A 12,817-nucleotide genomic window follows, 5' to 3' on the forward strand; every position below is an offset into this window, starting at 1 on the left:
ACCAGAGAGATAAACATGTTTGGTAAAGGCGGTATGGGTAACTTGATGAAGCAAGCCCAGCAAATGCAAGATCGCATGCAAAAGCTTCAAGAAGAAATCGCAAATATGGAAATCACTGGCGAGTCAGGCGCTGGACTAGTGAAAATAACCATTACTGGTAGCCATAGCGTTCGTCGCGTTGAGATCGATGAGAGCTTGATGGAAGATGACAAAGAAATGCTTGAAGATTTGATCGCCGCGGCGTTCAATGATGCTGCTCGCCGTGTTGAAGAGACACAAAAAGAGAAAATGGCTGGTGTGACTGGTGGTATGCAGCTTCCGCCAGGCATGAAAGTGCCATTCTAATCGAGTAAAAAATAATGCGCACCAGTCATATGCTGGAGCAATTGATGGAGGCCTTACGTTGTCTACCTGGGGTTGGCCCCAAGTCGGCGCAGCGTATGGCCTTTCATTTGTTACAGCGTGATAGAAAAGGCGGCCTTCAACTGGCGGATGCTCTGAGTCAAGCGATGACAGAAATTGGTCATTGTAATGAATGTCGTACTTTTACAGAAGAAGAAACTTGCCACATCTGTACCAACCCGAAACGGCAAGAAAATGGCCAGATTTGTGTGGTTGAAAGCCCTGCAGATATTGCAGCAGTAGAAGCAACCGGCCAGTTTTCAGGTCGCTATTTTGTGTTGATGGGACACCTCTCACCCCTAGATGGTATTGGCCCAAGTGATATCGGTCTTGATGTATTAGACTATCGATTACGCCGAGGTGATGTTAACGAAGTCATCCTCGCGACAAACCCGACCGTAGAAGGTGAAGCGACCGCTCACTACATCGCTGAGCTATGTCGTGCTCATCAGGTGCAAGCGAGCCGTATTGCTCATGGCGTTCCGGTAGGGGGCGAGCTGGAATTGGTTGATGGCACTACACTGTCTCACTCGCTGTTGGGCAGGCTAAAGCTATAGCGCCTCAATACAGAGTAAAAAGAACGCCGAACTACAGAGTAAAAAGCGATGCCACTGAGCATCGCTTTTTTTATCAATTTACAATGAGTCTCTGACATGCATTGGCTTGCCACTCGTTTTAGGTGAGGCTCTCTAACTCAATAATATTGGCCAAAGCTTGGTGGTTCGAAGTGCCGCAAAGCTCGATGCATGGTTTAAACTGGTGACAAACCTTCGGTCTTTCTGCCTTACCAAACAGCTTACACAAGTTGTCCTCGTTAAGCTGAACACATCTCACTCCGGCCGGTTTGCCATTCGGCATTCCCGGTATAGCAGAAGAGATACTTGGAGCAATACAGCACGCCCCACATCCTAAACGACAATCCATCTTTTGTTATCCCCAGGCAATAATCGATCAAATACTACCACCGAGTGTGATCTGTGTCACTTAATTTGAATCCAGTTACTATTGGAAAATACATCAAAATTAGAGGTCGGATGAGTTTTTATTAGGGCAAATGAACCAAGCTATGTGGATTGATGGAGTAAACTATTAGTCGGAAAACGGGAGAGCATCAAAGCTACTTATGGAATTGCCCATATAGGTCTAACTAATAGTGCCGTACTATAAATAGCGTTTACAGACAATTTCACTGAATCAACGTAACGGAATTTAACTACTTTATTGACAATATTGTTCCTAAAGTGACTTATTGACAGTTTGGAAATTAATAATTAATCAAGTAGTGATAACTTTGTTGTTTTAACCTCTCTAATTTAGATTAGCCTAAATTAGCTGATTGATTTACTTTTGGCAACTTATTGCTCATCATGTGGTAAAAAACTGCTTGATATATACAGGTTATTGCTTAAAGATATACCACAAATAATCGCATTCGTATTAATAATTAGCTGGATTAATGTTGGTGCGATATTTGCTATTTAATTCTGCTTAGTTATTTAATGAGAAGAATACCAATATGGGTAATGGAATTATTGTTGGACACATTGGCACTGAGCATGATGGTTTTCCACCAACGCCAGTGACTGCTGGTTCTGGAAGCGTGAAAATCGATGGGATACCCGCAGCTCGGCAGGGTGATCCACTCGCTCCGCATGATAAACCAAATAACCCTCCCCATGGACGGACAATTGCTGCAGGGTCAGGGACAGTAAACATTGATGGTAAACCGGCAGCCAGAGCAGGTGATGCCGTTAGTTGTGGTGGTGTTTTACAAGGTGGAAGTAGTGTCAATATTGGTTAAGTTCAGGCTCTATATCTTGGTTTTCATAGGCTTCAGCTATCCCGCTCTTGCATCAAATAATTATCACATTGAGCAAATGGGCGCTGACGAAGCCTACTCAACGGGTGCACTGTTGCGAGCGCAGTTTAAAAATAGCGAAGCACGCCAATACCTCAAGTATGCGGCTGATAATGGCAACGCAGATGCTGCGTATGTTTACGCCCTTGATTCCTTGGGGTATAGACACACTGAACGTATTAATCAACAAGCACAGCGCTATTTAGAGAAGGCAGCAGAAGGTCAAAGTTTATTTGCACTCAATTATATCTACCAATTTGGTGACTGGATTAGTGCGGCGAAACGTGACCGTTACCAACGCCAGTATCATGACCAACTCATTGAATTGGGAGCAGATGATCCTGGTCGTGCGCTGTTGTTGTTATCTGGCTATTTTTACCACAGCGATCGACCACTGTCTCAATATTACCTTGATAAAGCCCGTCTATTCGAACTGCCTAAAGCAGAGATGACTTATGCAGCGCGCTTAGAGCAAGGTGAAGGCGAGTTTTTCTTTAATAGCGATCGTATTACCGCGATGAATCAGAGCTATTTAAAAGCGGCGCAGGCTGGGTACATACCTGCCACTAAGAAATACATTAGTTTGCTTGAAGAGCAGGGCAAGCTAAACAGAGCGTTTGAATGGCGACAAAAGGCCTTAGAGCAGGGCGATGTGACGTCATTGGTCACACTAGCTAAGATATACAGTGGTCAAAGTCAGCGCTATGGGTTTATTGAGCGAGACCTTATTAAAGCCAAAGCGTACTTGGAACTTTACCTAGAGACAGCAGGGCAAGATCGTTTGCTACAAACCTACGAGAAAGTAGAGCAAGATTACAAAGACATTGTTGATACGCTTTCCGAGCAAGAAATTGCTCAAGCCGAGTTAATCAAAGCAGAACTGGTTAAACAAGAAACGTATTTCCATCATGACTATTTATGGCTTGATTAAGCCATAAAAGAATGAATTTAGGGTTAGATATTATGGCAGGGATCAACTTTAAGAGTGGTCATAAAGACTGATTTGCTTAGTTCGTAATAACATATTCCTTTATTTAGTGGTGTTAAGGGCTATGTGTGATGTCTATTCCATAACTTTTATCAGCAACCGATGATTTAATTATAATTTTCTTGTCGGATAAATATAAGCGTAAATAAAAAATTTGATAAAAAGAATGATTGGCCTGTATTGGAAAATATAGGTTCATGGTTCTTTTTGTCATAAATACCACCATCCATTTAATTAATATCGGAGAACTTTTATCATGTCTAAGGAAGGAAGCGTTGCTCCTAAAGAGCGGATTAATATTAAATATATTCCTGCTACCGGCGATGCTCAGGCTGAAGTTGAACTGCCACTAAAAACATTAGTAGTCGGTGACTTTAAAGGCCATACCGAAGAAACACCTGTCGAAGAGCGTAGTACCGTTTCAGTTGATAAAAACAACTTTGAGTCAGTGATGCGTGAAAGTGAACTTAGCTTGTCTACCTCGGTGGCGAGTAAGCTAAGCGACGACGAAAATGCAGAACTTCCAGTTGAGCTGAGTTTCAATTCACTTGCTGATTTCTCTCCAGATTCAATTGCAAGCCAAGTCCCAGAGCTTAACAAGTTGATTGAACTGCGCGAAGCGCTTGTGGCACTGAAAGGTCCTCTTGGCAATATCCCTGCGTTCCGCGAACGTCTGCAAGAACTGCTGCACTCTCAGGAGTCACGCGACAAATTACTTGAAGAGCTCAGCATCGTTGGCGAAGAGCCAAAATAGAACAAGAGATTAACTAACAACATTCGTCATTTAATGGATTAGGAAATACCTGATGTCTACAGAAACGGTACTAGAAAGACCCCAGTTAGCTGAAGGCGGCTTACTAGATGAAATCATGGCACAAACGAAAATTGCGCCAAGTGAAGAAGGCTACGATATTGCTAAAAAAGGCGTCGCTGCGTTTATTGAGAACCTCATTGGCTCGCAACAAACTGACGAAGCCGTGAATAAATCACTCGTTGACCAAATGTTGGTTGAGTTAGATAAAAAAATCAGCGCTCAGATGGATGAAATTCTCCATGACGAAAAATTCCAACAGATGGAATCGTCATGGCGTGGATTAAAACTACTGGTTGATCGTACCGATTTTGGTGAGAACAACAAAATTGATCTTCTTCACGTGACCAAAGAAGAGCTACTTGAAGACTTTGAGTTTGCACCAGAAACTACCCAGTCAGGATTATACAAACATGTATATTCGTCGGGCTATGGCCAGTTTGGTGGCGAACCGACAGGCGCGATTGTGGGTAACTTTAGCTTTACCCCATCAACACCTGATATGAAGTTACTTCAATACATGGGGTCACTCGGAGCTATGGCTCATGCTCCCTTTATCTCAAGCGTTGGCCCAGAGTTTTTCGGTATTGATTCGTTCGAAGAATTACCAAATATTAAAGATGTTAAATCTATCTTTGAAAGCCCGAAGTACACCAAATGGCGTTCACTTCGTGAATCTGAAGATGCACGTTACTTAGGTTTGGCAGCGCCGCGTTTCCTTTTGCGTGTACCTTATGACCCAACTGAAAACCCAATTAAGTCATTTAACTACGCAGAGAGCGTTTCTCAGTCTCATGAACACTATCTTTGGGGCAACACTGCTTTCGCGTTTGCGACACGTTTAACCGACAGCTTTGCCAAATACCGTTGGTGCCCAAACATCATTGGCCCACAAAGTGGCGGTGCTGTTGAAGATCTTCCTGTCCACGTGTTCGAGTCGATGGGTGCGCTTCAGGCGAAGATCCCAACAGAAGTCCTCATTACTGACCGTAAAGAGTTTGAATTAGCAGAAGAAGGCTTTATCGCCCTAACAATGCGTAAAGGCAGCGATAATGCAGCGTTCTTCTCGGCAAACTCAATCCAGAAGCCGAAGATCTTCCCTAATACTAAAGAAGGGAAAGAAGCGGAAACCAATTACAAGTTGGGTACTCAGCTACCTTACATGATGATCATTAACCGCCTTGCTCACTACATTAAAGTACTGCAACGCGAGCAGATCGGTTCATGGAAAGAGCGTCAAGATTTAGAGCGTGAGTTGAATACTTGGATCAAGCAGTTTGTGGCTGACCAAGAGAACCCACCAGCAGACGTTCGTAGTCGTCGCCCATTACGTGCAGCGAAGATTGAAGTGGCTGATGTGGATGGTAACCCAGGTTGGTACCAAGTTTCTCTTTCTGTCCGCCCTCACTTCAAGTACATGGGTGCAAACTTTGAATTGTCACTGGTTGGCCGATTAGATCAGGCATAACCATCATGACGTACTTTGCTCCTGAAGAAAGTACGTTCGGTGTTGGCTTCTTTGAACGCTTAGAAGCCAACGCTAAGAACGTTTCTTTAACACAAGGCCCAGAGCCAAATGATGTTCTTAACTCAATTAAAGGTAACGTTTCCAAGATCTTAAATACACGTGTTGGTGGGGCACAGAGTTCGCCGAGTTTGGGATTGATTGATTTCAATGATGCCACGCTAGACACCTTAGATCTGTCGCTAAAGGTCAAGTTAGCGATTCAAAACTGCTTACATAATTTTGAGCCGAGACTCAAGAACATTGAAGTCATTGCTGAGACGGACAGATTCAGTCCGTTGTCGCTGCAGTTCAGAATAACGGCACAAATTAATAGCGATGCAATTCACGACCGCGTTCACATCAGTTTGCTTTTGGACCAAAACAGACAATATCGAGTGATTTAGGGATTATGACTCAAGACAAGTATTTCAGAGAGGAACTGGCTTTTCTCAAAGAGCAAGGGCGTGAATTTACCGAAATTCACCCTCAGCTCTCTCGATTCTTGCACGGTAGAACAATGGACCCAGATGTCGAAAGACTGCTTGAAGGGTTTGCTTTTCTCACGGCACGTTTGCGAGAAAAAGTCGAGGATGAATTCCCTGAACTCACTCACTCAATGATCAACATGCTTTGGCCTAACTACTTAAGGCCTATCCCAAGCATGACTATTTTGGCTTTTAAACCAGATAAAAGTGTTAGTGAAAAGCAGGTGATTGCTAAAGGCACTCAGGTAGACAGTAAGCCAGTTTTTGGCACTAAATGTCACTTTAGCACCTGTCGTAATGTCGATCTTTACCCATTAACATGCACTGATGTTAGAGCGCAACATACCCGCGAAGCAACCACAATCGACCTATCACTTGAGATGTTAGGAGACACCACAGTAGGCAGTGCGCTGCTTGATGGCCTGCGCTTTTATCTGGGTGGCGATAAGTACAGCTCACAGATGATCTACCTGTGGCTTAATCACTACTTGGACAAGGTCACCATTGATGTCAATGGCACTCAGTTTCCACTTGATGAAGGCTGTTTTAAAACCGTAGGTTTTGATAGTGACGATGCTCTACTCCCTTACCCAACCAACGTCTATGAAGGGTATCGGGTCTTGCAAGAATACTTGTCATTTCCAGAGGCATTTCATTTCTTTGACTTGGTCGGGCTTGACCGAGCAATCCCGAAAAATGTCACTGGGACGTTTTCTATCCAGCTGCATTTCTCCAAAACGCTCCCCGCAGATGTTCGGGTTCAGAAAGACAATTTTCAGCTTTATTGCACCCCGATTATCAATTTATTTGAACACGATGCTGATCCTATTGCGTTGTCCGGCCGTCAATCTGAATATCGTATTGCGCCGTCAAGCCGTTACCCATCGCATTATGAAGTTTTCAATGTCGAGGCGGTAACGGGTTGGCAAGACTCAGCTAGTGAAGGTAAGCGGGTTCGTGGTGCAAAACGTGTCTATTCCTCGTTTGAAAGCTTCCAGCACGAAGTTGAGCGAGTGCGTAATCGTAATGCCCTCTATTACCGCACTCGCGTTAAAGAGAGTATTCGTGGTGATGGTTTTGATTCCTTTATCTCGTTTGTCCGCAGTGATGAAACGGTCTCATTTGATGTTGATGAAGCGGTCTCGATTAAGCTCAACTGCACTAACCGACTGCTGCCGCTAGAACTCGGTGTGGGAGATATTTGCCTACCCACCGATACGTCACCGCCATTTGCCACGTTCGCCAATTTATCTGTGCCTTCGCAGTCGCTGCGCCCAGTGTTAGATGGAAGTTTATTGTGGACCTTGATTTCCAACTTGTCGCTTAACTATTTATCGCTGTTATCTAAAGACGCATTAAGTAGTGTGTTACGTGCTTATGATTTTCGTGCTTTGGTTGATCGCCAAGCCGAGCGGGTTTCTAGGCAGCGGCTCGCAGCGATTCAGAAAATAGAATCTAAGCCACTGGATAAGGTATTGCGTGGACTGCCGGTGCGTGGGTTGCAATCCACCTTATACATCGACCAATCAGGTTTTGGCTCAGAAGGTGATTTGTTCCTATTTGGCACCGTGTTGAGTCATTTCTTTGCTTTATACGCCAGCATTAACTCATTTCATGAGCTTAATGTGGTCAATACCACCAATCAAGAGAGGTACACATGGGGTACTCAGACGGGGATGCAACCACTCATTTAGCGGATGAGTTGGGTCAAACCGTTGAGGCCGTGTTGCCACAAGACGTTCATGACTACAACTTTTATCAGCTGGTTGAGTTGCTGCAAAAGCTATTTGAATTAAATCCGGAAAATGACGATTGGGAGCGCCAGTGCAAATTGGTATTTAGTGGCAACCCGAGTCTCGGCTTTTCACCGTCGGATGTCAGTCAGCTTGATAAGCGTGATGACCAACGTCTGGTCATGCTGACTAATTTCTTTGGTTTGTCAGGAGCGCAATCACCCCTACCAGGGTTTGTGGTCGAACAATTATTAAACGAAGAGCCAGGTGGTTTTAAGCAGCCATTTTTCGACTTTTTTAACAACCGACTAATCAATCTGGTGTACCGAATTTGGCGTAAGTATCGCTATTTTGTGCGTTTTCAACCTGACGCTCAGGACGATTTTTCCGCTCAATTACTGTCACTTGTTGGCTTAGGTTCGCCCGATTTGCGCGGTGATACGCCAATCAATTGGTGCAAAATGTTGGCTTACTCAGGTACGTTGGCAGGGCGAAGTCGCTCGCCGCAAGTGGTGTCTGGGATCATTGCCCACTGTTTTGATTTGGACGATGTTGAAATTCGCCAATGGACGCGACGTAAAGTGCTGATTGCCCCTGCTCAGCAAACGACCTTGGGTAAAGCAAATTCACAACTGGGCGTGACCAGCATGGTGGGTGAATCGATTATTGACTGCAACGGTAAGTTTACCATCTGTATTCGCCAACTATCGCGCAGTAAGTTCTCTGACTTTTTACCATCAGGACAAGAGTTTGAACCGCTATGCAAACTGGTTGAATTTATTTTACGTGAGCAAATGGCATACGACTTGGAGCTGACTATGGATGATGATGAAGCCCCTGATTTCGTATTGGGCGAACAGTCGGGTATTGCACTTGGCTGGACATCGTTTCTTGGCACCAGCTCACAAGAGAAAAGTGTATTAATACAAGTAAGGCAATAACAATGGATTCTTCGGCTCAACCTACTCTTACCCTGTTAGTGATAAACGCACAGCGACTGGAATCAGGCCTTTCTGCTGCGATGCAGTGGGACAAATCCGGCGGCATTATTGGCTCTGGGTCACACAGTAAATGGTTGCTCAAAGATGGTCAGGGTCAAGTTAAAAGTGAGCACTGTGAAGTGTTGATGTTTGACGGTGCCTTCTGTCTACGTGACTTAAGTGGCGAGACATTCGTTAATGGGACCGAAATGCCGATCGGCAAAGGATTGCTGGCGAAAATGGTGCACAAAGACCACATCAACATTGGTCCTTACCAACTGCGAGTAATGCTAGGTGACTACGAAGAAGATCACACTGCGGGTCCATTGAGCCAATTATTTGAAGAAACAAGTACTGACTTGCTTGCCGATGATGCGTTCGATATCGACACAGAGGGTGAGCAAGAGAGCGAAATCAGCACCGAGCCATTAGCGGCGCTTGATGAACTTATGATCGGCAGCGAGCAAGAGTCACTGATTGACGATGAGCTTAAAACGGCAAGGGAAGACGAGCAGCGCTCGATTGTTCCTGAAGAAGATTTAACCCTGCGTACGCCGAATTTTACCGTGCAAGCAGACAGTGATAATGAAATTAGCTCATCAATGACGCTGAAACGCATTCTTAGCTTTGGCTTTGGCAAGAAAGCAGCAGCGCCGAGCAAACCGATGCAACAAACCAATATTGAACAAGCTAATCAGCTTGAATCACAACAACAGATAACTCACGACAACGTTTCAGAGGGCCTGCAAATGGACGAGCAAACATTAGATTTGCTAGAGGAAGAAGTAGCAAAAAGCATTCAACCAGAACCAAATACGAATCACAGCCAGTCAGCAGCAGGTGGTCACCTATTGACCGGGCCGATGCTCAATGGTTTAGGCGTACAAGTTGATCAAACGGATGATATTGAGCGCATGCACATGCTCTCGCAAGAAATGGGTGAATCGTTACAAGCGTGTATTCAAGGGTTGCTTGATTTACATCAACAGGTCTGTAACGGCCGATTTGGCACCTTGAACCGTAATTTGCAGCCGATTGAAGATAACCCGTTGCGTTTAGGGTTGTCTTACCAAGAGACAATAAAAACCTTGTATGACGCAGAGAAAAGTGCCGTGCATTTGTCTGCGCCGGCAGCCATTGCAGAAAGCTTACGTAATGTTCAAGCGCACAATGAAGCGATGCAACATGCTACTGGTGAAGCGTTAAACCAGATTCTTGGCGCATTTTCGCCACAGGTGTTGCAACGTCGTTTCCAAAACTACAAGCGATCTCATCAAGATACGGCCCACGACACAGACGCCTGGGCGTGGAATATGTACTGCAATTATTACCAAGAGCTGACCTCTCATCGCCAACAAGGCTTTGAAAAGTTGTTCTGGGAAATTTTTGAGCAAGCGTACGACAAGAAGATTCGCGAGAAGCAATTGGAGTTTTAGGCGTGAGAAATCTGTTATGGATGGGCTTTCTCACTGTGATCCTCACTGCGTGTAGCAGCGAACCGGAACGTTACGATCCTACGCTGTTACCGACCAACGTGACGTTCAGTATTGTCGCAGGTGATGACGTTAATCCGAGTCTTTGGGGCCAGGCATCACCAGTCGAAATTCAAGTGTTTGAGCTGGTGGACGACTCGATGTTTATGTCATCAAGTTATGACCAGTTGAAAGCGGATCATGAGAAAGCACTGAAAAGTAATTTCGTCAAAAGCTATGACTACGTCTTGATGCCAGGACAGTTTAAATTCGTTAATCAGATCGAAGTCGATGAAGAGACTAATTATATCGGCATCATGGCGAACTTCTCCGATATTGAGCTGAGTGAGTGGAAGAAAGCGGTCAAAGTACTAAACAAAGGCAGGGAGTATCACCTTTTGATGCTTCTAGATGAATACGACGTGAAGTTGGAAAAGGTGGAATAGACAAGATGTTTGCACGCAATCGTGTTATTTGGAATGAAGGCTTATTTATAAAGCCTCAGCACTTCCAACAGCAGCAAAGATACACAGAATACTATATCGACGAACGCATGAGTTCAGTGAGTCGTTATCTATATGGTGTGTCAGAATTCTCGTTAAACCCAGAATACCTCTCTTTCGGTCGTATCGCGATTGAACGTGCTGTTGGCATTATGCCTGACGGTACTGCGTTTCGTATTCCTCAAGAAGATACACTGCCTGACGCGTTAGAAATAGAAGATGCATCGCTAGCAAATCAACTGGTTTACCTAGCAATTCCGCTGCGTAGTGAGTCCTTAATGGAGGTTAACTGGCCAGAAGTTCAAGGCACAGGGCGCTATGAAAGCCGCCGCCTTGAAGTTCGTGATGTCCATACCGCACAAGGCGATATGACGACCATTGATGTGTCACCGATGCGCATTCAGTTGATGCTCGAGAAAGAAGATCGTAGCGCGTATGCGTCAATGGCGGTCGGTCGCATTTTAGAAAAACGTCCTGATGGCAGTGTGGTGATGGACACTGATTTTATTCCGTGTCACCTCAATGTGGTCGGTAATGTAGCTTTGCACCGTTTTGTTAATGAAATTTCAGGTTTGATGCGTGAACGCGCCAAGAATATTGCTCAGCGTATTAGCTCACCATCGCAAGGTGGCGTTGCGGATGTGTCTGACTTTATGTTGCTGCAAGCGCTAAACCGCTTACAGCCGCAGATGCAACATTTGGCAGAGTTACGTAGTCTCCATCCAGAGCGCTTGTTTGAATGCCTGTCAACAGTGGCTGGCGAACTAGCGACCTTTACCGACGAAAGCCGTCTGCCACCGAAAACCGTTAGCTATAACCATGATATGCCAACGGAGTCGTTCTGGCCTTTGATCCGTAATCTACGTCAGTCGCTCAGTGTGGTACTTGAACCGAGAGCGGTATCCATTCAGTTAGATAAACGTAAGTACGGCTTGATGGTCGCGCCAATTCAAGATCCACAGTTGATGGCAAGCGCTGACTTTATTATTGCTGTCAAGGCGCGTATGCCAATGGATGAGTTGCGTCGTCAATTCACTCAGCAAACCAAAGTTTCGTCTGTTGAGAAAATCCGTGAGCTTATTTCACTGCAATTGCCTGGTGTCCCTCTGGTTGCGTTGCCAGTTGCACCACGTCAGCTTCCTTATCACGCGGGTTATACCTATTACCAATTGGATAAGACCAGCAGTGCTTGGAGTATGCTTCAGCACTCTAGTGGTTTTGCGTTCCACGTGGCAGCGGCATTTGAAGAACTCGATCTGCAGTTCTGGGCAATCAGGAGTTAAGCATGGATATCAATAAAAAAGACAGTAAATACAGCAGCTTGCTATTTGATGATGTCGAAAGAATCAATCATGACCAGGACTACTGGTTTCAAATGCGTGGCAGTTTGAATAACCCATTGATTGATGCGGCGACCCCGCTGCTTGGTTTGGCACTGCGAGTTCGCCAACTGGCTGAGTGTGACAATATTGAAGCCATTTATGAGCAGACCGTTGAAGAGATCAAAACCATTGAAATTGAGCTCACGGAGCTTGGTTATGAACACGCGGTGTTAATGGCTTATCGCTACATTCTGTGTACGTTTTTGGACGAGTCTGTGATGGGAACATCGTGGGGCGCATCAACAGTATGGGCAGAGCATTCCATGCTATCGCGCTTTCATAATGAAACGTGGGGAGGCGAAAAAGTTTTTACCATCCTTAAGCGTCTTGAAGCTGAACCTGAGCAGTACAAACCGTTGCTTGAATTCATCTATCAATGTTTAGTGCTTGGTTTCGAAGGCAAATATCGCGTGATTGAATCAGGGAAGCTTGAGCGTGAGAAAGTCATTAGTCAGTTGCACAAATTGCTTAATCGAGATAATGAGGCCGATATTGCTCAGCTCACGAGCGCCACTGAGCATGTGGTGCGTTCTAAGTACAAATTGAGTAAGCAGGTGCCTTTGTGGTCGATATTTGTAGGCTTTGTCGTGCTATGGAGTGGCGCGTTTCTCGGCTACAGCTACTTACTCCACGTCAAAACCAGTGACGTAATCGAACAACTCAATCAAATTCTATAAAAATAATTAAGGCTAGGTG

General features: G+C 45.0%; 14 protein-coding genes. 13 read left to right on the forward strand and 1 reads right to left on the reverse strand.

The window, feature by feature from the left end:
* The first annotated feature begins 15 nt into the window (after nucleotides 1-15).
* Nucleotides 16-345, forward strand: a complete 330-nt coding sequence (locus tag CDZ87_RS08405) for a YbaB/EbfC family nucleoid-associated protein (RefSeq protein ID WP_100753142.1) — start codon at nucleotides 16-18, stop codon at nucleotides 343-345.
* A 14-nt stretch (nucleotides 346-359) separates the two neighbouring features.
* Entirely contained in the window at nucleotides 360-959 is a 600-nt protein-coding gene (gene recR, locus CDZ87_RS08410) for a recombination mediator RecR (RefSeq protein ID WP_038176980.1), read from the forward strand.
* Nucleotides 960-1,077: 118 nt separating this feature from the next.
* On the opposite strand, the gene CDZ87_RS08415 is transcribed toward recR, so the two are convergent.
* Nucleotides 1,078-1,326 (reverse strand): YkgJ family cysteine cluster protein, encoded by a 249-nt coding sequence (locus CDZ87_RS08415; RefSeq protein ID WP_100753143.1) that lies wholly within the window; start codon nucleotides 1,324-1,326, stop codon nucleotides 1,078-1,080.
* Nucleotides 1,327-1,918: 592 nt separating this feature from the next.
* Here CDZ87_RS08415 and CDZ87_RS08420 point away from each other — a divergent pair.
* The 11 genes from CDZ87_RS08420 (at nucleotide 1,919) to icmH (ending at nucleotide 12,798) form a co-directional block, all read left to right on the forward strand.
* Nucleotides 1,919-2,203: a type VI secretion system PAAR protein gene (locus CDZ87_RS08420; protein WP_038176979.1), complete on the forward strand. Its 285-nt coding sequence runs from the start codon at nucleotides 1,919-1,921 to the stop codon at nucleotides 2,201-2,203.
* Entirely contained in the window at nucleotides 2,187-3,191 is a 1,005-nt protein-coding gene (locus CDZ87_RS08425; RefSeq protein ID WP_100753144.1) for a hypothetical protein, read from the forward strand. The genes CDZ87_RS08420 and CDZ87_RS08425 overlap by 17 nt, the downstream gene beginning before the upstream one ends.
* Nucleotides 3,192-3,504: 313 nt before the next feature.
* Nucleotides 3,505-4,002: a type VI secretion system contractile sheath small subunit gene (gene tssB, locus CDZ87_RS08430; RefSeq protein WP_038176978.1), complete on the forward strand. Its 498-nt coding sequence runs from the start codon at nucleotides 3,505-3,507 to the stop codon at nucleotides 4,000-4,002.
* Between the two features lie 49 nt (nucleotides 4,003-4,051).
* Nucleotides 4,052-5,527, forward strand: a complete 1,476-nt coding sequence (gene tssC / locus CDZ87_RS08435; RefSeq protein ID WP_172953568.1) for a type VI secretion system contractile sheath large subunit — start codon at nucleotides 4,052-4,054, stop codon at nucleotides 5,525-5,527.
* A gap of 5 nt (nucleotides 5,528-5,532) precedes the next feature.
* Nucleotides 5,533-5,970: a type VI secretion system baseplate subunit TssE gene (tssE, locus tag CDZ87_RS08440; RefSeq protein WP_038176975.1), complete on the forward strand. Its 438-nt coding sequence runs from the start codon at nucleotides 5,533-5,535 to the stop codon at nucleotides 5,968-5,970.
* Nucleotides 5,971-5,975: 5 nt separating this feature from the next.
* Nucleotides 5,976-7,745, forward strand: coding sequence for a type VI secretion system baseplate subunit TssF (tssF, locus tag CDZ87_RS08445; protein ID WP_100753145.1), 1,770 nt, complete (start codon nucleotides 5,976-5,978; stop codon nucleotides 7,743-7,745).
* Nucleotides 7,709-8,725 (forward strand): type VI secretion system baseplate subunit TssG, encoded by a 1,017-nt coding sequence (tssG, locus tag CDZ87_RS08450; protein WP_100753146.1) that lies wholly within the window; start codon nucleotides 7,709-7,711, stop codon nucleotides 8,723-8,725. The genes tssF and tssG overlap by 37 nt, the downstream gene beginning before the upstream one ends.
* A gap of 2 nt (nucleotides 8,726-8,727) precedes the next feature.
* Nucleotides 8,728-10,200 (forward strand): type VI secretion system-associated FHA domain protein TagH, encoded by a 1,473-nt coding sequence (gene tagH, locus CDZ87_RS08455; RefSeq protein WP_100753147.1) that lies wholly within the window; start codon nucleotides 8,728-8,730, stop codon nucleotides 10,198-10,200.
* A 2-nt stretch (nucleotides 10,201-10,202) separates the two neighbouring features.
* The gene (gene tssJ / locus CDZ87_RS08460; protein ID WP_100753148.1) at nucleotides 10,203-10,682 is read left to right on the forward strand and encodes a type VI secretion system lipoprotein TssJ; all 480 of its coding nucleotides are present in this window, start codon (nucleotides 10,203-10,205) and stop codon (nucleotides 10,680-10,682) included.
* A 5-nt stretch (nucleotides 10,683-10,687) separates the two neighbouring features.
* Complete coding sequence (gene tssK / locus CDZ87_RS08465; RefSeq protein ID WP_100753149.1) at nucleotides 10,688-12,022, forward strand: type VI secretion system baseplate subunit TssK; 1,335 nt, start codon at nucleotides 10,688-10,690, stop codon at nucleotides 12,020-12,022.
* A 2-nt stretch (nucleotides 12,023-12,024) separates the two neighbouring features.
* Nucleotides 12,025-12,798 carry a type IVB secretion system protein IcmH/DotU gene (icmH, locus tag CDZ87_RS08470; RefSeq protein WP_172953566.1) on the forward strand — a complete coding sequence of 258 codons (774 nt, stop codon included), beginning with the start codon at nucleotides 12,025-12,027 and terminating at the stop codon, nucleotides 12,796-12,798.
* The last annotated feature ends 19 nt before the right edge of the window (nucleotides 12,799-12,817 follow it).

Origin of the sequence: Vibrio salilacus, assembly GCF_002811245.1 — a bacterium.
Lineage (GTDB): Bacteria > Pseudomonadota > Gammaproteobacteria > Enterobacterales > Vibrionaceae > Vibrio > Vibrio salilacus.

Bases quoted from the DNA above. Each gene is read 5' to 3' on its own strand.
- CDZ87_RS08405 (WP_100753142.1), top strand. From the start codon at position 16: ATGTTTGGTAAAGGCGGTATGGGTAACTTGATGAAGCAAGCCCAGCAA.
- recR (WP_038176980.1), top strand. From the start codon at position 360: ATGCGCACCAGTCATATGCTGGAGCAATTGATGGAGGCCTTACGTTGT.
- CDZ87_RS08415 (WP_100753143.1), bottom strand. From the start codon at position 1,326: ATGGATTGTCGTTTAGGATGTGGGGCGTGCTGTATTGCTCCAAGTATC.
- CDZ87_RS08420 (WP_038176979.1), top strand. From the start codon at position 1,919: ATGGGTAATGGAATTATTGTTGGACACATTGGCACTGAGCATGATGGT.
- tssB (WP_038176978.1), top strand. From the start codon at position 3,505: ATGTCTAAGGAAGGAAGCGTTGCTCCTAAAGAGCGGATTAATATTAAA.
- tssE (WP_038176975.1), top strand. From the start codon at position 5,533: ATGACGTACTTTGCTCCTGAAGAAAGTACGTTCGGTGTTGGCTTCTTT.
- tssF (WP_100753145.1), top strand. From the start codon at position 5,976: ATGACTCAAGACAAGTATTTCAGAGAGGAACTGGCTTTTCTCAAAGAG.
- tssG (WP_100753146.1), top strand. From the start codon at position 7,709: ATGGGGTACTCAGACGGGGATGCAACCACTCATTTAGCGGATGAGTTG.
- tagH (WP_100753147.1), top strand. From the start codon at position 8,728: ATGGATTCTTCGGCTCAACCTACTCTTACCCTGTTAGTGATAAACGCA.
- tssK (WP_100753149.1), top strand. From the start codon at position 10,688: ATGTTTGCACGCAATCGTGTTATTTGGAATGAAGGCTTATTTATAAAG.
- icmH (WP_172953566.1), top strand. From the start codon at position 12,025: ATGGATATCAATAAAAAAGACAGTAAATACAGCAGCTTGCTATTTGAT.